17 protein-coding genes and 1 other annotated feature (1 of these 18 cut by a window edge) are annotated in these 21,166 nt (G+C 39.5%); of the genes, 14 read left to right on the plus strand and 3 right to left on the minus strand.

Annotation, left to right across the window (positions count from 1 at the left end; all coding sequences use genetic code 11):
* Nucleotide 1, minus strand: a binding site (T-box leader); it reaches 189 nt to the left of the window's first position.
* A gap of 159 nt (nt 2-160) precedes the next feature.
* The 3 genes from F8M42_RS05780 to F8M42_RS05790 all read left to right on the plus strand — a co-directional run bounded on the left by F8M42_RS05780 (nt 161) and on the right by F8M42_RS05790 (nt 5,614).
* Nucleotides 161-3,577 (plus strand): DNA polymerase III subunit alpha, encoded by a 3,417-nt coding sequence (locus tag F8M42_RS05780; protein ID WP_182188390.1) that lies wholly within the window; start codon nt 161-163, stop codon nt 3,575-3,577.
* A gap of 72 nt (nt 3,578-3,649) precedes the next feature.
* Nucleotides 3,650-5,266 (plus strand): MBL fold metallo-hydrolase RNA specificity domain-containing protein, encoded by a 1,617-nt coding sequence (locus tag F8M42_RS05785; RefSeq protein ID WP_182188391.1) that lies wholly within the window; start codon nt 3,650-3,652, stop codon nt 5,264-5,266.
* 12 nt (nt 5,267-5,278) lie between these two features.
* Nucleotides 5,279-5,614 (plus strand): DUF1292 domain-containing protein, encoded by a 336-nt coding sequence (locus tag F8M42_RS05790; protein ID WP_182188392.1) that lies wholly within the window; start codon nt 5,279-5,281, stop codon nt 5,612-5,614.
* 65 nt (nt 5,615-5,679) lie between these two features.
* Here the strand turns inward: F8M42_RS05790 and F8M42_RS05795 are convergent, their stop codons facing one another.
* Nucleotides 5,680-6,918, minus strand: coding sequence for a nucleotidyltransferase (locus F8M42_RS05795; RefSeq protein WP_182188393.1), 1,239 nt, complete (start codon nt 6,916-6,918; stop codon nt 5,680-5,682).
* A 163-nt stretch (nt 6,919-7,081) separates the two neighbouring features.
* Between F8M42_RS05795 and F8M42_RS05800 the strand changes: the two genes are divergently transcribed.
* The 11 genes from F8M42_RS05800 (at nt 7,082) to rnc (ending at nt 16,123) form a co-directional block, all read left to right on the plus strand.
* Nucleotides 7,082-7,591 carry a YceD family protein gene (locus F8M42_RS05800; RefSeq protein ID WP_182188394.1) on the plus strand — a complete coding sequence of 170 codons (510 nt, stop codon included), beginning with the start codon at nt 7,082-7,084 and terminating at the stop codon, nt 7,589-7,591.
* A 27-nt stretch (nt 7,592-7,618) separates the two neighbouring features.
* A complete protein-coding gene (rpmF, locus tag F8M42_RS05805; RefSeq protein WP_182188395.1) occupies nt 7,619-7,795 on the plus strand; it encodes a 50S ribosomal protein L32 in 177 nt (58 codons plus the stop codon).
* Between the two features lie 339 nt (nt 7,796-8,134).
* Nucleotides 8,135-9,160, plus strand: a complete 1,026-nt coding sequence (gene plsX / locus F8M42_RS05810) for a phosphate acyltransferase PlsX (RefSeq protein ID WP_182188396.1) — start codon at nt 8,135-8,137, stop codon at nt 9,158-9,160.
* Nucleotides 9,147-10,145: a beta-ketoacyl-ACP synthase III gene (locus F8M42_RS05815; protein ID WP_326832821.1), complete on the plus strand. Its 999-nt coding sequence runs from the start codon at nt 9,147-9,149 to the stop codon at nt 10,143-10,145. The genes plsX and F8M42_RS05815 overlap by 14 nt, the downstream gene beginning before the upstream one ends.
* 1 nt (nt 10,146) lies before the next feature.
* Nucleotides 10,147-11,094 carry an enoyl-[acyl-carrier-protein] reductase FabK gene (gene fabK, locus F8M42_RS05820; RefSeq protein ID WP_182188398.1) on the plus strand — a complete coding sequence of 316 codons (948 nt, stop codon included), beginning with the start codon at nt 10,147-10,149 and terminating at the stop codon, nt 11,092-11,094.
* 54 nt (nt 11,095-11,148) lie between these two features.
* On the plus strand, nt 11,149-12,093 hold the full coding sequence (fabD, locus tag F8M42_RS05825) for an ACP S-malonyltransferase (RefSeq protein WP_182188399.1): 945 nt from the start codon (nt 11,149-11,151) through the stop codon (nt 12,091-12,093).
* A 1-nt stretch (nt 12,094) separates the two neighbouring features.
* Nucleotides 12,095-12,838 carry a 3-oxoacyl-[acyl-carrier-protein] reductase gene (fabG, locus tag F8M42_RS05830; RefSeq protein ID WP_182188400.1) on the plus strand — a complete coding sequence of 248 codons (744 nt, stop codon included), beginning with the start codon at nt 12,095-12,097 and terminating at the stop codon, nt 12,836-12,838.
* A 50-nt stretch (nt 12,839-12,888) separates the two neighbouring features.
* Complete coding sequence (locus F8M42_RS05835; RefSeq protein ID WP_182188401.1) at nt 12,889-13,119, plus strand: acyl carrier protein; 231 nt, start codon at nt 12,889-12,891, stop codon at nt 13,117-13,119.
* A 76-nt stretch (nt 13,120-13,195) separates the two neighbouring features.
* Nucleotides 13,196-14,140, plus strand: coding sequence for an NAD(P)H-dependent flavin oxidoreductase (locus F8M42_RS05840; RefSeq protein WP_182188402.1), 945 nt, complete (start codon nt 13,196-13,198; stop codon nt 14,138-14,140).
* A gap of 20 nt (nt 14,141-14,160) precedes the next feature.
* Entirely contained in the window at nt 14,161-15,402 is a 1,242-nt protein-coding gene (gene fabF / locus F8M42_RS05845; RefSeq protein WP_182188403.1) for a beta-ketoacyl-ACP synthase II, read from the plus strand.
* A gap of 13 nt (nt 15,403-15,415) precedes the next feature.
* Nucleotides 15,416-16,123: a ribonuclease III gene (gene rnc / locus F8M42_RS05850; RefSeq protein ID WP_182188404.1), complete on the plus strand. Its 708-nt coding sequence runs from the start codon at nt 15,416-15,418 to the stop codon at nt 16,121-16,123.
* Nucleotides 16,124-16,592: 469 nt separating this feature from the next.
* On the opposite strand, the gene nifJ is transcribed toward rnc, so the two are convergent.
* Entirely contained in the window at nt 16,593-20,117 is a 3,525-nt protein-coding gene (gene nifJ, locus F8M42_RS05855; RefSeq protein WP_182188405.1) for a pyruvate:ferredoxin (flavodoxin) oxidoreductase, read from the minus strand.
* A gap of 94 nt (nt 20,118-20,211) precedes the next feature.
* Nucleotides 20,212-21,165 (minus strand): TIGR01212 family radical SAM protein, encoded by a 954-nt coding sequence (locus tag F8M42_RS05860; protein ID WP_182188406.1) that lies wholly within the window; start codon nt 21,163-21,165, stop codon nt 20,212-20,214.
* Between the last annotated feature and the right edge of the window lies 1 nt (nt 21,166).

Here is a 21,166-nt window from a genome sequence, read left to right on the forward strand (position 1 = left end):
TGTTTGTTAAGTTATAAACTTTTTTTATTATAAAGGCACTGATGCGGAAAGTCAACATAGCAGGAATCTTACCCGCCATTTCCTAAAAATTGGCTATATGATAAAATACTAAATATAAGCTTAGAAATAACAGCAGATAAAATCAGAGGTAAATAAATATATGCAGGAAATTAATAATCAAGAACAGTTTGTACATTTGCATGTGCATACTGAGTACAGCTTGCTTGACGGGGCAAGCCGGATAAAAAAATTAGCGGCGGTTGCCAAACGTATGGGGATGCCGGCTATTGCCATAACAGATCACGGCAATATGTATGGCGTTGTTGAGTTTTATAAAGCAGCGAAATCTGAAGGAATAAAGCCCATTATTGGCTGTGAAGTTTATGTAGCACCAAAAAAGCGTCAGGAAAATTTTGAAGTTAACGGAGTACGCTATTATCATCTTATACTGTTGGCTGAGAATGCAGTAGGTTACAAAAATCTGGTAAAATTGGTTTCTTTGGCTAATATTGAAGGCATGTATTATAAACCGCGTGTCGATAAGGAACTTTTGCGCAGATATCATGAAGGTATAATTGCATTAAGTGCCTGTATAGCCGGTGAAATTCCTCAGGCTATCCTGAATGGCGACAGCATACGGGTGAAAGATGTTTTGAAAGAATACGTAGATATTTTTGGCAGGGATAATTTTTTTCTGGAAATACAAGACCATGGTCTGCCGGAAGAAGCCAAAGTTGACGCTGCTCTAGCCGAATTGGCGGAAGAATACGGACTGAATTTGGTCGCAACTAACGATATTCATTATTTAAATAAGTCTGACAGTGAGTTTCATGACGTGCTATTGTGTATCCAGACTGGTAAAACCTTAGCTGATACAGATAGAATGAGATTTTTTAGTGATGAATATTATTTAAAGTCGCCGCAGGAGATGCAGAAACTTTTTGCTGCTTATCCGTCAGCTATCAGTAATTCATTGAAAATAGCCGAGCGTTGTAATGTTGAATTTGAATTTGGACATTTGCATTTGCCACAGTTTCCCTTACCGGACGGGATGACGGACAAACAATATTTGCGCGATTTGTGTGAAAAAAATCTGCCGGGGCGTTATGCGAAAATAACAGATACTGTAAAAAAAAGGCTTGAGTATGAGCTGGGCATAATAAATCATATGGGTTATGACAGTTATTTTTTGATCGTCTGGGATTTTATCAATTTTGCTCGCAAAAATGGCATTGCTGTGGGCCCGGGCCGCGGCTCGGCCGCCGGCAGTATCGTAGCTTATTTATTGGGGATAACTGATATTGATCCATTAAAATATGATTTGTTGTTTGAAAGGTTTTTGAATCCGGAACGGGTGACAATGCCGGATATCGATATTGATTTTTGTTATATCAGGCGCGAAGAGGTTATTGAGTATGTTAAACAGCGTTATGGTGAAGATCATGTTGCTCAGATAATAACATTTGGAACGATGGCGGCTCGGGGTGCTATTCGCGATGTCGGCAGAGTTATGGATATTCCGTATAATGATGTTGATAAAGTGGCTAAAATGATTCCTGCTGAACTGGGAATGACACTTGATAAAGCACTAAAAGAATCGAAAGATTTGAATAGAATTTATGAGGAAAATACACAAATTCATCGCTTGATCGATTTTGCTAAAGATATTGAAGGAATGCCGCGCCATTCATCGACACATGCTGCCGGTATAGTGATCGCGCGTAATCCGCTTACGGATTATGTACCGGTTCAGATGTCGGAAGGAACGCTGGTAACGCAGTATGATAAAGATTATGTGGAAGAACTCGGACTTTTAAAAATGGACTTTTTGGGACTCAGGACACTTACGGTAATCGGTGATACCATAAAAAACATCAAAATTACTAAAAATATTGATATTGATTTGCACAATATCCCTTTGGATGATAAAAAAACTTCGGAAATGCTTTGCAGGGGCGATACATGCGGTGTGTTTCAAATGGAATCATCTGGTATGACGGCGCTGGTAAAGGATTTACAGCCGGAAGATTTTTCTGACCTGATACCTTTGGTAGCTTTGTATCGTCCAGGACCGCTGGGCAGTGGAATGGTAACAGATTTTATCAATGGGCGGCACGGCAAAAAAAAGGTGACATATATGCATCCGTTGCTTGAACCTATACTGAAAGAAACATTCGGCGTGGTATTATATCAAGAACAGGTAATGCAAATAGTGCAGGTCCTGGCAGGTTTTACCCTGGGGCAGGCTGATATCCTGCGTCGGGCTATGGGTAAAAAAAAGCATGATGTGCTAATGGCACAAAAAGAAAATTTTTTGTCAGGAACTGCCAAAAAAAATATCAATAAAAATTTGGCGGAAAAAATTTTTGATTTATTGGTAAACTTTGCTGATTATGGATTCAATAAGTCGCACAGTGCCGCTTATGCATTGGTGGCATATCAAACGGCTTATTTGAAAGCACATTTTCCATATGAATTTATGGCGGCAATGTTGACTAGTTTTATGGCAAATGCTGATAAAATTAAGAATTATATTGAGCAATGTCAGCATATGGGGATAAAGATTTTGCCGCCAGATATAAATTTAAGCGGTGCGTCATTTACAGCTGATGTTGAAATAGGTGGTATCAGATTTGGTTTGGCAGCTATTAAGAATGTTGGTGAAACCGCAATGCATGACATAATTACCATTCGTGAGAAAGATGGCTTGTTTAAATCCGTAATGGATTTTTGCTGTCGTGTCGACAGCAGAGTCGTCAATAAACGTACTTTGGAGTATTTAATACGATGCGGAGCTTTTGATTCCTTTGGAAATAAACGTTCACAGCTTTTGACAGTTCTTGATCAATTGGTTGATACGGCTTTAATAAAACGCAAAGACGCTGATAGCGGACAATTATCATTATTTGGAGAGACACCGATTGAACAGGAAAAAATAGAACTGCCGGATATGGATGAACTGCCATTGCTGGAAAGGCTGAATTGGGAAAAAGAAATAACGGGATTTTATATTACGGGGCATCCGCTCGACTTATATCGCTCTAAATTAAAGCATATAAAATCAGCAGCTCAGCTGATTGAAGAAAAAGTTTCGGAAAATGCTCATGTGCGTATTGCCGGTATTATAACCGGTATTAAAAAAATGACTACGCGCAAGGGTGATACTATGTGTATAATGCAGGTGGAAGATTTTTCTCAAACTGTTGAAATTGTGGTTTTTCCCAACGTATTCTACGATTCAGTCAATTCAATAATTCAAGAGGAACCTGTAATTGTATCGGGCCGGGTAAATTTATTGGATGAAGGGTTTAAAGTGATTGCCGCTAAAATTATGTCTTTGGAAAAATATGAAGAAACATTTTGGATACAAATAAATGCCATGCAGGAAAATCATGAATCATTACAGAAATTAAAAGATATATTAATGAATCATCATGGAAATCATGTGGTATGTTTTTATTTTTCTTCAAATAATAGGAAGATAAAGACACAGCAACAGTACTGGATTGATGGAAATATTGAAACTATCAGCACTATAGAAGAGCTGCTGGGAAAGGGAACGGTGCGAATAGGCTGAAAAAGTAAATCTTTAACAACATCTGATGATGTGTGTTTATAATGCGTCGTCAGTTATATGGGGGAATATTGAATGAAATTACAGTTTCTTGGGGCGGCACATGTTGTCACAGGCTCGTGTTATTTGTTGGAGGTGGACGGGAAAAAAATCTTGATAGACTGTGGTATGTTTCAAGGCGGTCGGCAGCTGCGGGAACTTAATTATCGGCCCTTTCTTTTTTCACCGGCAGAAATTGATGCTGTACTGCTGACACATGCGCATATAGATCACTGCGGTCTTATTCCGAAACTTTGCCGGGACGGGTTCAAAGGAAATATATATGCAACTAAGGCCACTTGCGATCTGGCAGGAATAATGCTGCCGGATAGCGCACATATTCAGGAAAGTGATACGGAAATAATTAATCGTAAAGGCCTGCGGGTAGGACGGATACCGATAGCACCGCTTTATACGATTGAAGATGCCCAAAAATCACTATTGCAGTTTAAGCCTGTTGAATATCGGGAAAAATTTGCCTTAACTGATGGAATTACTGTAATATTTCGTGATGCCGGGCATATTCTCGGTTCGTCAATTGTTGAGGTATATATTGCGGAAAAAACAGAAAAACCGGTTAAATTAGTATTTTCGGGTGATTTAGGGCAGCCGGACCAGCCAATTATAAAAGATCCTGAACTGATAAGCGATGCTGATTATCTTATTGTCGAATCCACTTATGGTGACAGGCGGCACCAAGTATATGATAAGGAATCCGCTTTAGCAGAAATAATTAATGATACTATGGACCGCGGGGGTAATCTTATCATACCGGCTTTTGCGGTAGGACGTACTCAGACGCTTTTATATTATTTATATCGGCTGTGGAAGGAAAAACGTATCGATGAAATGCCGATTGTTGTTGACAGTCCGCTGGCAATTGCGGCTACTAAAGTTTTTGTAGACAATATGAAAGTATTTGATGAAAAAACTGCTGAGCTGCTACAAAAAAACGGTGAATTGCCTGAGATGCCTCAGGTGAAAATTTGTCGTACGGCTGAAGAATCAAAGGCTTTAAACAGCAGTGAAAGTTCTTCAATTATAATATCGGCCAGTGGTATGTGTGATGCCGGTCGAATCCTGCATCATCTGAAACATAATCTTTGGCGGCCGGAGTCGACAGTATTATTTGTGGGATATCAGGCTGAAGGCTCATTGGGCAGACGTCTTATCGACGGTATTAAACGAGTAAAAATATTGGGTGAGGAAGTAGCGGTACGGGCTCGTATTGCACAATTGGATGGTTTTTCTGCACATGGTGATTATCAGCAGATATTGGATTGGCTGGGACATATTAAGATGAATGCACCACAGCAAATATTTCTGGTACATGGGGAATCATTTTCGATACAATCACTGGCGGAAAAGATAAAAGATGAATATAAATATAATGTTTATGCTCCGTTTTATGCCGATACAGCTCAGATAGAGGGCGCTCAATGCAATATAGTTCCGGCAAATATTCCGGAAGTATCGGTTCAAAAGGAAATGGAAGAATTCTTACAGTTGCTTGATGCTGAGTATCGCAACTGGCGTAAAAAATTATTGCTGACCGTGGTGAAGAATCCGCAGATAATGGAAAGTACAATTCGGCAGGCAGAAAAAGCCTGGCGCTATGTAAAAAGGATGTTTAAAGATTTCGGAGTAAATTAATAGGAGTGCGAAATGAACGATAAATATATAAATCCATTGGCAGGGCAAATTGATGATGATGTCGATGACAATATAATTGAAATGCTTGATGAGACAGGCAGAAAGCATTATTTTTATGAAGAAATGCAATTTTTTGCAGATGGGAATAGATATGCTTTACTGCGTTTCATAAAAACAGACGATGAATCTGAAACAGATGATGAATTTGAAATAGATGATGATGAAAATATCACTATTGCCAAGATAGTGGTAAATCCGGCAGGTGAGGATGAATATTTTTCACCAAGTGATGAGGAATTTGATATTGCGGTTAAAGCCTATGAAGAAATAGCTATTGAAGATGAGTGAAGGATATGAGTAATAATAAAAGACTGTGTTTCCTTGGCAGATTATTTGGAAATACAGTCTTTTTGTTAGGGAATATATATAGGCGAAGTGAAAAAATCACTGCCTGAGGGATGGATATGAGCATAGCTGAGTGCATGAATGTCACAGGATAATATATCATAGGCAAGCATTTTTTGCATAGGTGTCAGCTTAGAACGCTGCCAGAATTGTTTTTGTGAGATAGAATTAGTCGTTTTTAGAATAATTGGAATGGAAGAGGTGTTTTTTAGGTGTCGTAAAATTATGCGGCCGTTATTGTTAAAAGCTAATATGCGTGCATAAGTCGGTCCGGTTTGGTCAAATTCATATAAATCATTTTTGGTAATATTAAGCAGTATGTGTAGCAACGTGCGCTGCAGACGGCTGCGATGGAAATTTTTGCTCTTTATATTATCAATAAGTGTATTCAGGTTGTCGGAATGACTGGCAGCTTGCAATATTTTAAAGTCCAGACCATTATTTACACCACTGAATTGGCGAAGTTCATTTAATGATTCAGAACGAAGTTTACCGATGATGATACGTGACAATTTATCAGTAGAAGAAATACTGTCTGATTGATTGATATTTCTTAGATAATGATAACAGGCAGCCGGTATGGATTGTTTGATTTTGCTGAAATGGTCTTTATCATTTTTCAGCAGTCTGCGCAAGGCGGAAGCACTTGAAAATTCACCGGCAAATGCAGTATCATTATGATGTGTATGTGTTCTTTTAATTATGACCGTATTTAAATTAGCATTTAATTTTTTTATGGCCCGCAGATATTCTATTGTCAAAATCATGTTGGGTTCTTTTAATGAAAAGGTTTTCTGGGGTAATTGTTCAGTGAGTATCTCATCAACGGCAGCTGCATAATTGAGACCTTTTTTTATTTTTTCCCGCAGTACGGATGTTGTTAATGTATTGTTTAAAATATTGGCGGCCGTTGTCAATATTTCGGTATCATTATTTTCACTGCCACAGCAGAGCATATCTGCACAACCAAGCTTATCAAACAAACTGATGGCTCCGTTAGCAAATCCTTCGGCACTGCGCAGAGCGAAAACTGCAGGCAATTCGATAATCAGGTCGACTCCGCCTAAGACAGCCAGTTTTGCCCGCTGCCACTTGTTAAAAATAGCAGTTTCACCGCGCTGCGTGAAACTGCCGCTCATTACTGCGACAAATACGGCGTCGGGGTAGAGCATTCTTACTTTATCCAGTAAATATTTATGGCCATTATGAAATGGATTAAATTCAGCGACGACGGCAAATATTTTCATTTATACAGCTCCTTTTGAGTTTATAATTGATGGATGTGATTTTTTTATGTATATCTATTATAATATAGGCTTAAAGTTGTTAAAATACGCAGTATAAAATTTTTTTAAAAGCAATTTGACAAAATATATAGTGCCAGCTATAATGAGTTGAGGTTATTGTCTTATGATGAAAATAAAATTATCCGATGTAAACAATGCTAATGGGAAAAGATACAAATTTGCTTTTTCTGCAGCTGCTGACAAATTTGATTTTCCTATTGAAGATTATCGTATCAATGGCACATTAAAAGTGAGTGGTACAGTTGAAAACACTGGTATATCCTATTGCTTTAAAGGCACGATAGAATGTGACAAGCATTTTATCTGTGATCGTTGTTTGGAAGAGGTCACAGAAAAACAAGTCCATACTTTTAAAGAGGTTTATAAGGAAAAGATGTCTGTAAATGAACCGGATGTGAATATTTTTTCGGGAGATTTTATTGACATTACAAAATTGGTGCGTGATATTGTAGTTGCAGAGCAACCGATAAATAACCTTTGTAAACCGGATTGTAAAGGCTTGTGTCTCAAATGTGGAACGAATCTGAATAAGAGCGAGTGCAACTGTGATGATGCAGCTGCAGATACTCGTTTAACGGTATTGGGAAAACTATTGGAAAAGAAAATCCATTGATTTGGGATTTTTAAGGAGGTGTTTTTAATGGCAGTACCAAAGCGTAAAATGTCTAAAGCCCGCCGTGATAAGCGCCGTGCTAATTGGAAGTTAGAAGCTCCAACTTTAGTATCATGCCCGCAGTGCCATGAACCTAAAATGCCGCATCATGTTTGTACAGAATGCGGTTATTATGATGGCAAGGAAGTCATTTCTGCGGAATAATAATCTTCATGAGCAAGGTATAACTTTATATCTTGCTCATTATTTTATTTAAGGAATATTTTGTTGTCCTACAGATTTTAACTTGTATACTCGATATCATACAGATGCTGTTTATTAAGTATAAATTTATATACAATAAACAGTCATGCTGCACAAACTTATTATTATCACTGTTGTGCAGATTTTGCCCGAAGGCTTTGTCTATAAGGAATAAAAGGGTATTATCAATCTTTTTATTAAGTTTCTACTTGCTATTTTATTTTAAAGCCAGTATAATAACAAAACGAATGAATAAGAATCATTTATATTATACTTTAGCAAGCCATAGGGAGGCTAAACATGAAAATAGCGCTGGACGCAATGGGCGGAGATTATGCCCCGGAACAAATAATCGCTGGCGCGATTGATGCTGCCCGGAGTTTTGATTGTGAAATAGTGCTTGTCGGAGATCAAAAACAAATATATGAACAATTAAATAAAGTTTCTGATTGGAATCAGTTAAAAATTTCAGTACATCATGCTACTGAAGTAATAGAGATGGGTGAACATCCGGTCGCTGCCGTACGCAAAAAGAAAGATTCGTCTTTGGTGGTAACGGCACAATTGGTAAAAAGCGGTGAGTGTGATGCGGCAATTTCTGCCGGCAGTACAGGAGCTGCTGTTACGTCGGCACTTTTTATATTAGGCCGCATAGTTGGAATTGACAGACCGACAATAGCTACACCAATTCCTACCGGGCACAGTGTGACACTGCTTATGGATTCTGGGGCCAATGTCGACTGCAAACCCAAGCATCTTGTACAAGGCGCAATCATGGGATCAATTTATTCTGAATGTGTTTTTGGGATAAAAAAACCACGGGTTGGACTTTTAAATATTGGTGAAGAGTCGACTAAGGGAAATGAACAGGTTCAAGGCACATACCCATTGCTGCAGAATATGAGGACTATTAATTTTAAGGGTAATGCCGAGGGCCGTGATATTACCAATGGTCGATTTGATGTTGTAGTTTGTGACGGTTTTGTCGGTAATGTGGTTCTTAAGTTTGCTGAGGGATTGGCCAAGACATTATTGAAATTAATGCGTGAAACAATTATAAAGGGCGGAATTATGGCGAAAATAGGGGCGTTATTGCTTTCACCAACGCTGAAAAAGTTCGCTCGTAAAATAGATTATGCCGAATACGGCGGGGCTCCTTTATTGGGAGTCGATGGATGTTATATAATAGCACATGGCAGTTCCAATGCAAAGGCAATTAAAAGTGCGATTGGTGTGGCATGTGAATATGTTAAGCAGGATGTCGTGAACCGCATACGGGAAAACATACAAAAAGAGGAAATGCCGACTGATGATAAAGAAAAATAGAGCTGGTATATTCGGCACAGGATTTTATTTGCCAGATGAAAAGCTGACAAATTTTGATTTGGAAAAAATGGTCGATACAAGTGATGAATGGATAGTTGAAAGAACCGGGATACATGAACGGCGAATAGCTGGGAAAACGATGGCCACATCCGATATGGCATTCAATGCAGCAAAGATGGCCTTGGAGGATGCTGGGATTACTCCGGATGAACTTGATTTGATAATAGTAGCGACCATCTCATCGGATCGGATAATTCCTTCAACGGCTTGTATGCTGCAAAATATGCTTGGTGCTGCGCATGCGGCGGCTTTTGATTTGACAGCGGCTTGTTCCGGATTTATTTATGCCTCATCTGTAGCTGCCCAATTTATTGAAAGCGGCGTATATAAGAAAATATTGGTAATAGGAGCGGAAACATTATCACGTTTTATAAATTGGCAGGACAGGAACACTTGTGTTATATTTGGTGACGGAGCTGGTGCTGCTGTCTATGGCGCTGTGGATGGAGAATACGGTATTTTAGGATTTGATCTCGGTGCAGATGGTGCCGGCGGTGATTATCTGGACATACCTGCCGGTGGCAGTCGTTGCCCGGCTTCAATTGAGACAGTTGAGAATAAACTTCATTATTTAAGAATGAACGGCAGGGAAGTATTCCGCTTTTCAGTAAAGATTTTCGGCGAAACTATTCTGAAGTCTTTGGAAAAGGCGGATTTGCAAAAAAAAGATATAGATTGGCTTGTTCCCCACCAGGCTAATATACGCATTATAAAAACCGGGGCTAAACGTCTGGCAGTACCAATGGAAAAAATCATTGTAAACCTAGATAAATATGGCAATACTTCAGCGGCTTCTGTACCGATAGCATTAGCTGAGGCTGCGCATAATAAAGTATTTAAAAAAGGCGATATATTGGCCTTGGTCGGTTTTGGCGCTGGTCTCACGTGGGCATCATGCATCATGAAATGGTCTAGGGAGGAATAGTATGTTTGAAAATAACCGTTTGTGTAAATTGCTTAATATAAAGTATCCGATATTTCAAGGCGGTATGGCGTGGATTGGTACAGCAGAGCTGGTTTCTGCTGTTTCTAATGCGGGAGGACTGGGCATAATCGGTGCAGGTCACATGCCGCCGGATCTGCTGAGAATTGAAATTCAGAAAACAAAAAAATGGACACAAAAACCGTTTGGTGTTAATATCATGCTGATGTCGCCCTTTGTCAAAGAAGTAATGCAGGTAGTATTGGATGAAAAAGTACCTGTTATTACGACAGGAGCGGGCAATCCTGGAGAATATATACCGGCGTTGAAAGAAATTGGCAGTAAGGTCATTCCGGTCGTGGCATCTGTGGCATTAGCCAAAAGGCTTGTTAGGACAGGCGTGGATGCTGTAGTGGCAGAGGGACTTGAAAGTGGCGGACATATCGGTGAGATAACTACAATGTCGCTGGTTCCGCAGATTGTTGATGCTGTTGACGTACCGGTAATTGCTGCTGGCGGTATAGGAGATGCACGCGGCATGATAGCTGCTTTTGCACTTGGTGCAGTTGGTGTACAGATGGGAACGCGTTTTGTGCTTTCTACTGAATGCATTGCCCATGAAAATTACAAAAAGATGGTTTTAAAGGCAAGAGATAGATCTACAGTAGTAACCGGCAGAAGTACGGGCCATCCGGTACGTGTCTTATCCAATAGGCTTACACGTAAATTCCAAGAATTGGAAAAGGGTGGTGCAAGTGTAGCTGAACTTGAAGAATTAGGTGCTGGCAAATTGAATCTGGCTACACATAAAGGCGATGTCGAAAATGGTTCTGTAATGATTGGGCAAATCAGTGGTATGCTTACTGAGATAAAACCAGTAAAGCAGATACTTGAAGATATAGTTTCACAGGTGGATGCAACGGTAAATCATGTAAAGATAAATTATAAATAATGATTTTATTATGTTTTGAGTAAGATTTAAGTTTGGTAAGGGAGATAATTTGTTATGAGTAAACTTGCGTTTATTTTTCCTGGTCAGGGTTCTCAGACAGTTGGAATGGGAAAAGAATTTTTTGATAACTATGCTATTGCTAAAAAAATGTTTAAGGAAGCCGATGATGCATTAGGTTATTCGATCATGGATATGTGTTTTAATGGGCCGGCGGAAGATTTGAAACTTACGGCTAATACACAACCGGCGATACTCACTATTAGCGTTATTGCTGCAGCTATTTTAAAGGAACATGGTATTATACCGGAAATTACGGGCGGTCATAGTCTGGGAGAGTATTCAGCTTTAGTTGTCGCCGGTGCCATGAAATTTTCTGATGCCGTATATTTGGTAAACAGACGCGGAACTTATATGCAGGAAGCTGTTCCTGTCGGAGAGGGAGGTATGGCTGCTGTTATCGGGTTGGATCGGGATAAAATAATTGCTGTTTGTGATCAAGTTACTAAGAATACATCTTTGGTTCAGGCGGTCAATTTTAATTGCCCAGGGCAGGTGGTAATTGCAGGAACTACCGCAGGGGTTAACACAGCTGTTGAGAAACTTAAGCAGACAGGTGCGAAAAAATGTGTAAACTTACCGGTAAGCGCGCCTTTTCATAGCAAGCTTATGGAACCGGCCGCTAAAAAATTAGCGGTGGAATTGGATAGAATAATGATAAAAGACGCTCAGATACCGGTAGTAACCAACGTCACGGGGAAAGCTTTGATAAAAGCGGACGATATAAAAGAAAGCCTTATTAAACAGGCAGCCAGTCCGGTAAAATGGGAAGATTGTATCCAGACGATGCAAAAGGCCGGTATACAGACTTTTGTTGAAGCAGGTCCAGGAAAAGTTTTATGTGGTTTTAACCGCCGGATTGATAAAACTATAACATCACTTAATGTAGAAAATATGGACTCTCTGCAAAAAACGCTTGATTATTTACAGGAGGTTCGCTAAAATGCTGTTAGATGGCAAGGTGGCATTGATCACAGGCGCATCGCGAGGTATTGGTCGTGCAATAGCTTTATCATTGTCGGCTGCAGGGGCAGCTGTAGCTGTTAATTATGCGGGAAATGATGCCGCGGCAGAAGCCGTGCGCTCTGAAATAATTAAAAATGGCGGCAGGGCGATTATAATTAAAGCTGATGTTTCAGATGCAGCTGCTGTAGATGCGATGATTGAAAAAGTAATTGCTGAGTATGGTACAATTGACATCTTGATAAATAATGCCGGCATTACCAAAGATACAATAGTGGCGCGCATGAAGCAGCAGGATTGGACAGCGGTTGTAAATACTAATCTGTCAGGTGTGTTTAACTGCTGTAAACCGGCAGCTAAACTGATGATGAAGAAACGTGCTGGGAAGATTGTCAATATGGCTTCTGTCGTTGGTTTGACCGGCAATATTGGACAAGCTAATTATGCGGCAGCAAAAGCAGGCGTTATTGGTTTTACAAAGTCATTGGCACGTGAACTGGCTGCACGCGGTATTACAGTGAATGCAGTAGCACCCGGTTTTATTTCTACAGATATGACAGCAGTGCTTTCTGATAAGGCAAGAGAAAATATACTCAATGGAATTCCATTAAAGAAAATGGGTTCGCCTGAGGATGTTGCCGATGCTGTGCTGTTTCTGGTTTCCGGCAGGGCTGATTACATAACAGGACAGGTCATAAATGTTGATGGCGGAATGGTGATGTGAAACTGTGAGAAGGCATAAGTATTGATTTTATGGAGGGAGGTGAACAACACATGTCGACATTTGAAAAAGTTAGAGATATTGTCGTAGAACAATTAGGCGTTGAAGCAAATGATGTTAAAATCGACTCCACGTTCATTGACGATTTAGGCGCTGATTCACTTGATATTGTTGAATTAATCATGGCTTTTGAAGAAGAATTCGGTATCGAAATTCCTGACGAAGCTGCTGAAAAGATTAAAACCGTTCAAGATGTTGTAACCTATATAGATCAGGCTAAATAAGATCATCAGTATGAGTTTAGGAAGCTTTTTAAGCTTCCTAAACTTATATAGGCGAAAATTGATGGGAGGAGTTATTTTGAAGCTTCCGGAATTAAAGATTGGCGATAAGATCGCAAGAGTACCGGTTATTCAAGGCGGTATGGCAATAAGATTGTCTACTGCACGTCTTGCTGCTGCAGTAGCAAATGAAGGCGGTATTGGCTTAATCGCTGCGTCCGGTATGACAAATGACGAATTACGGTATGAAATTCGCTTGGCCCGTTCCTTAACATCGGGTATTATTGGTGTCAATATAATGGTTGCTGCTAAAAAGTTTAGTGAATTAATGAAGACTGCTATTAAGGAAGGTATTGATCTGGTTGTGGCCGGAGCAGGTTTTTCCCGTGATATGTTTGGGATAGGTAAGGAATCGGGCACGCCGATAGTTCCAATTGTATCTTCCGCTAAATTGGCGAAAATTTCTCAAAATCTTGGTGCATCTGCTATTGTAGTAGAAGGTAAAGAAGCCGGTGGGCATTTGGGGACGACAATTTCAATCAAGAAATTGATTCCAGAGATTCGCCAGGCAGTCAGTTTGCCTATAGTTGCAGCCGGTGGAGTGCTTACAGGACAAGATATTGTTAATTTTATAAAGATGGGCGCAAATGGAGTCCAAATGGGGTCTCGGTTTGCTGCAAGTGAAGAGTCAAATGCAGCACCGGCTTTGAAAGAATTTTATTTAAAATCCGAGCCTGATGATATTGTAGTAATTCACAGCCCGGTTGGATTACCAGGCCGTGCTGTACGCAATCCCTTTTCTGAAAGAATAATGCAGGGACCTGTCCCGATAAGAACTTGTGATAATTGCCTAAAAAATTGCCGGCATAATTTTTGTATTATAAAGGCATTGGAAAGAGCTCAACAAGGAGATGTTGAGACAGGATTGGTTTTTGCAGGTGAATATATCCATAAAATACAGGAGATATTACCAGTAAGGGAAATATTTGCGCGGCTGAAACACGAGGCTGCTATGGTAAATTAAAGGTGAGGTGTACTATTATTTTGACGAATAGAGTAGTTGTTACCGGTTTAGGTGCAGTCACACCTATAGGTATCGGCAAAGATGAATTTTGGAAAGGCCTTTTGGCCGGCAAATCGGGTATTGGTAGAATTACCCATTTTGATGCCAGTGATTTTAAAACACAGATTGCTGCAGAAATAAATGATTTTACAGCATCTGATTTTATCGATAAAAAAGAATCAAGACGTATGGATAGATATACACAATTTGCTATTACTGCCACTAAACTGGCGTTTGAAGATGCACAAGTTGATCTGACAAAAGAGGATCGGGAACGTATTGGCGTATTTATTGGAACCGGTATTGGCGGCATTGAAACTATGGATGAACAATACAGGGTCATTTTGGCTAAGGGACCAAACAGGGTAAGTCCTTTCTGCGTGCCAATGATGATTGCCAATATGGCTACAGGCCAGACGTCTATTAATTTTGGACTTAAAGGACCAAGTTCCTGTCCAATTACGGCTTGTGCTACGGGAACCAATGCAATTGGTGATGCAATGCGCACAATACAGCGTGGTGAAGCTGATGTGATGGTTGCCGGTGGCACAGAAGCGTGTATATCACCTTTACCTGTAGCCGGATTTGCCTCGATGAAGGCATTGTGCACCGATATGAACGATAATCCTGCAAAAGCGTCACGGCCTTTTGATAAAAATCGCAGTGGTTTTGTGATGGGTGAAGGTGCGGGCGTTGTTATTTTGGAAAGTTTGGAACATGCAAAAAAACGCGGCGCGTCTATTTATGCTGAAATTGCCGGATACGCATCAACATCTGATGCATATCATATAACCAGTCCGGATCCTGACGCAGTACAACCGGCCAGATGTTTTTCTATGGCTGTAAAAGATGCCGGGCTTAATTTGGAAGATGTGGATTATATAAATGCACATGGTACATCGACACAGCTTAATGAAAAGACAGAAACAAAAGCAATCAAAAAAGCTTTTGGAAAACATGCCTATGAATTGTCTATAAGTTCAATAAAATCGATGATAGGACATCTTTTAGGCGCTGCTGGTGGCATAGAGTGCATTGCTACTGTTTTGACAGTTAAAAACGACATTATGCCGCCGACGATTAATTTAGATACACCCGATGAGGAATTGGATCTGGATTATGTGCCTAATGTAGCCAGAAAAAGAGTAATTAATGCTGCTATTTCAGATTCTTTAGGATTTGGTGGACATAATGCAGCAATTCTTGTAAAGAAATTTAAGTAAGTCAGGGTTTATAATGAATTTTTCCAAAGAACGTGAAGTTGAATTATTAAAATTGGCAAATGAACTAGGTGTTAAATTTACTGATTTAGGATTGCTTAATACCGCATTGACGCATACTTCCTATGCCAATGAAACCAGATCCGGTATTAAACATAACGAACGTCTGGAGTTTTTAGGAGATGCAGTACTTGAGCTGGCATCAAGCACATATCTATTTAAAAGATTTCCTCAAATGGCTGAAGGTGAAATGACCAAAGCCCGTGCTTCGGTTGTTTGTGAGGCTACCTTGTCAAATTTATCGGCACAATTGAATGTAGGTTCTTTTCTTTTATTGGGTAAGGGAGAACGTTTGACTGGCGGTGATAAGCGGCCATCGATTTTGGCTGATGCTTTTGAGTCAATAATCGGTGCCATATATCTGGATCAAGGCTGGCAGATTGCATATGATTATATTATTGACAAATTACACGATGATTTTATAGCTGTTGAACAAGGATATAATCTTAAGGATTATAAAACAATCTTACAAGAAGTTGTTCAAAGTAAGGGGAAGCATATTGAATATAGATTGGTTTCGGAAGATGGGCCGGATCATGCCAAACAATTTTGTTTTGTTGCCATCATAGATGGAAAACAAGAAGAAATTGGCAGAGGCAGCAGTAAAAAGGAAGCTGAACAGCATGCGGCACTGTCGACGTTGAAAAAATATGATTTACTTTAACACTTTAATAGAACAAGATGATCTCACATGATGAACTGCCACCCATAAGTTAATTGTAATTTAACTTATGGGTGGCAGTTTTTATGATAAAATGCAGCTGTAGATAATTATTTTGCCGGCAGGTATCAAATTAAAAATATGTCGGATTTGATTAAATGTGATTTATTATTGATTTAAAAATTCTGTTAAATAAAAAAAAGGGGGTGTCACACATAGCCATTTTCATTCATAAATATGCAATATTTGTTCTTTTGGTCCGCCTTTAGGAGGGTAGGGGACCGCGTAGTGATAGTGTATCGCATCTTTATGAGGTCAATGCTGTTCATGCGACAGCCCCTCAATCAAATTGATATTTCGTATTTTTTATTAATTATATTGTAAAAAATCGGCTGTTGCAGAGGTTGAATCAACTTCTGCAACAGCCGACTGAAAATTATATTCTAAACAAAATAGGTTTGCTGGAAAAAAGTTATTTTCCTGCTAATTTTTTATATATTGCCAAGCGTTCTTTTGCGTCTTTTTCCGTTTTTTCAAATAACAAGTCAGCTGTTTCAGGGAAAGCACGTTTTAAGGAATTGTAACGAACTTCACCCATAAGAAAATCGCGGAAGTTGGCAGTAGGTTCCTTAGAATCTAAACTGAACGGATTTTTTTCAGTATCCCGCATGTTAGGATTGTAACGGTAATTAGCCCAGTAACCTGCTTCAGTTGCACGTTTGGCTTCAATCTGACTCTTACCCATGCCAATTTTGATACCATGGTTTATACATGGTGCATAGGCGATTATAAGAGATGGTCCTTTATAACTTTCAGCTTCAACAATAGCTTTTAGTGTTTGATTTTTGTCGGCGCCCATATTAATTTGAGCCACATAAACATAACCATAGGACATAGCCATCATACCGAGATCCTTTTTCTTTGTCTTTTTCCCGGTTGCGGCAAATTCTGCAACTGCAGCTGCCGGTGTAGCCTTGGAAGATTGTCCGCCGGTGTTTGAGTATACTTCAGTATCCATGACCAGTACGTTGACATCTTCACCGGAAGCCAATACATGGTCAAGTCCGCCATAACCGATATCATAAGCCCAGCCGTCACCGCCAAAAATCCATTGTGAACGTTTGACCAGAAAATCTTTTTGATCAAAGATTTTATTCAAAAGAGCGTCATTGCCCTTTTCATTTTCCAATACACTGATAAGAGAGTCAGCACGATCTCTGCTGCCTTCACCTTCATCAAGTTTGTCAAGCCATGTTTCCATGACTGATTTTAATTCAGTGCTCACACCTTGTTCTATGGCAGATTTAACATCAGACGCTAAAGTGTTTCTTACAGCTTTGGCACCGAGGTACATACCAAAACCATATTCAGCATTATCTTCAAATAAGGAATTAGCCCAAGCAGGACCGTGGCCTTTTTGATTGGTTGTGTATGGCATAGAAGGAGCAGCAGAACCCCAAATTGAGGAACAGCCAGTAGCATTGGCAATCATCATGCGATCACCATACAGCTGTGTAATGAGTTTTACATATGGTGTTTCACCGCAGCCAGCGCAGGCACCGGAGAATTCAAGTAATGGTTTTTCAAATTGGCTTCCTTTAAGAGTATTCTTATTCATTGGATTCTTTTTCGGTGCGACTTTTTTCGGATCGAATGCGTAATCGAAGATTGGTTGTTTAGGTGCCTGAGTATCAAAAGGTTTCATTTCCAAAGCCTTGGCTTTAGGTGCCGGACAAATCTGTGAACAATTACCACAGCCACTGCAATCATAAGGCGAAATAACAATGCTGAAATACATATCCTTAGCACCGATGGCTGGTTTGAACTGCATTCCTGTCGGAGCATTGTTTTTTTCTTCTTCAGTTAATAAGACAGGACGAATGACTGCATGCGGACAGACAAAAGAGCATTGATTACATTGAATACAGTTATCAGCAATCCATTCAGGAACATTTATGGCAATACCGCGTTTTTCGTAAGCAGCTGTTCCAACAGGGAAAGTACCATCCTGCATACCTTTAGTAAATGCGCTTACAGGGAGTTTATCACCTTCCTGACGATTCATGGGAACGAGTATATCCTTAATGAAAGTCGGTACTGATTTTTCTTCTTTGACTTCATCAGGAATATTAGCCCAATTAGCGGGAACATTTATTTTGACAACGGCTTCGATACCCTTATCGACAGCACCGTTGTTCATATCGACAATATTCTGGCCTTTCTTACCATATGATTTTACAATGGAATCTTTTAAATACCCTACGGCTTTTTCGATAGGAATAATGTTGGTAAGTTTAAAGAAAGCTGATTGCATTACCATATTGAAACGACCGCCTAACCCTAATTCCTGGGCAATTTTTACGGCATTAACAACATAAAAATTGATTTTATTTTTTGCTAAATAGCGTTTCATATAAGCCGGTAGATTTTTGGACAGTTCTTCTTCCGTCCAGTGAGTATTCAATAAGAAAGTGCCACCTGGTTTTAAACCTGCAAGAAGGTCATACTTATGCACATAGGATTCTTGTGAGCAGGAAATGAAGTTGGCTTTATTGATTAAATAAGGAGAACGAATAGGCAGTTTGCCAAAGCGCAAATGGGACATCGTGACACCGCCGGATTTTTTGGAATCATAAGCAAAATAAGCCTGTGCATACATGTCGGTATTGTCACCGATAATTTTTACAGCACTTTTATTGGCACCGACAGTACCATCTGAGCCTAATCCCCAGAATTTGCAAGCAGTAGTTCCTTCTGGTGTAAAGTCAAGATCCTGCGGATATTTTGTTAAGGATGTATGGGTTACATCATCATCAATACTTAAAGTAAATCCATTTTTCGGAGAATCTTTTTTCAGTTCTTCGTACACAGAAAGAATATGATCGGGTGTTACGTCTTTACCGCCGAGACCATAACGTCCGCCGACAATTAACGGAGAGATATCACTGTCATAAAGTGCTGTCTTGACATCAAGATATAATGGTTCGCCATATGAACCAGGTTCTTTAGTACGATCAATTACAGCAATTTTCTTTACTGTTTTAGGAAGAGCCGACAGAAAATGCTTTATTGAGAAAGGACGATAAAGATGAACGGTAAGTACGCCGGTTTTTTCGCCCAGTGAATTCAAATAATCAACGGCTTCAGAAGCCGTTTCGCATACTGAACCCATAGCAATTATGATGCGTTCTGCATCGGGAGCACCATGATAATTGAATAAATGATAGTCCCGACCAGTTATTTTGGAGAGCTGCTGCATACTTTCTTCAACTAATTCAGGAATAGCTTCATAATATTTATTTACAGCTTCTCTTTCCTGGAAATATACATCAGGGTTTTGATTAGTGCCGCGAACTACGGGATGATCCGGATTTAAAGCGTGATGACGAAATGCTGCTACTGCATCCCAATCAAGTAATTTTCCTAAATCATTATAATCTATTGTTTCAATTTTTTGAATTTCGTGAGAAGTGCGGAATCCGTCAAAGAAGTTTACGAAAGGTACATGTCCCTTTATAGCCACCAAATGGGCAACAGCACTCAAATCCATAACTTGCTGGACACTGCTTTCAGCGAGCATAGCACAACCCGTTTGGCGTACTGCCATAACGTCTTGATGATCGCCAAATATATTGAGAGATGAAGTGGCCAGTGAACGGGCACTCACATGAAAAACTCCAGGTAAAAGCTCACCGGCAATTTTGTACATATTAGGAATCATCAGCAAAAGCCCCTGTGATGCAGTATATGTTGTTGTTAAAGCCCCTGCCTGTAAGGAACCATGGACAGTTCCTGCAGCACCTGCTTCAGATTGCATTTCGATTACATTAACTTTTTGACCAAAAAGATTTTTAGCACCCTTAGCAGCCATGGCATCAACAGCTTCTGCCATTGGGGATGATGGTGTGATCGGATAGATTGCAGCAACATCAGTAAATGCATATGAGATATATGCAGCAGCTGTATTACCATCCATTGTCTTCATTTTTTTGTTCATTTCATTCTCTCCTTTACAATTGCGATTTTCATATTGTACTAATTATAATACGAATAATAATATACGCTTATAATACACCCTTTTATAATTATTATCAATTATAAGCAATAAATTTTTTTAAAGCCTGTCCGTTGAGATAGTTGTAATGCAAGCCTTGTTGTAAATTTTTATTTTCCATTTCGGCAATTATTTCATCACGAATTTTCCACCAACCGGTATGCCAATTTGAAAATAATGTATTTTCAGCCGGAGCTCGTCCAATTAAACGTTGTAATACAATATCCGGAGACAGATATTCTAAAAAGGTGATAACACGTTGTTTATATTCACTGAGTGAAATAAGTTTTATTTCATTGTTAAGGTATTGTTCGGCCATTACTGTGTTTTTAATTATATAAAGTGCATGCAGCTTCACTTGATCAAGTCGTAAGGCTGACATTATTTTAGCGGTTTCTATTACGTCTGTCATGTCATCCCAGGGAAGATTCAATATAATATGAGCACAAGTCTGTATATTATATTGTTTTATCCGCAGTACGGCATCAATAAATTCTGCCAGTGTATGTCCACGGTTTATTTTGATCAGCGATTTGTAGTTGACTGTCTGCAATCCTAACTCTATACAAATATCGATATGGCGATGCTCTTTTAAATCATTGAGGCGGGCAAGGTAATATTCATTTATACAGTCAGGCCGTGTAGCAATATATAGTGCTACTATATCTTCATCGTGTGTCGCCTCTTCAGCATAACGAATCAAATCGTTTATAGGCAGATAAGTGTTGCTGAAATTTTGTAGATAGGCAATAAATTTTTTAGCTTTATATTTAGGAATGATGTGGGCTTTGTTGGCTGTAATTTGCTGAGTGACCGACATTGAAGATGGCAGGTTTTCATAGCCGGTACCGATAGAGCCGCAAAAAGTACAGCCATTTACCCCACATGTCCCATCTCTGTTGGGGCATGTGAGCGGTAAAGCGATAGGCAGCTTATAGACCTTTTCACCATACCGTTGTTTTAGATAATCAGAAAAAGTATAGTATACCATA

The organism is Pectinatus frisingensis, from assembly GCF_014076555.1.
Classification (GTDB): Bacteria; Bacillota; Negativicutes; order Selenomonadales; family Selenomonadaceae; genus Pectinatus; species Pectinatus frisingensis.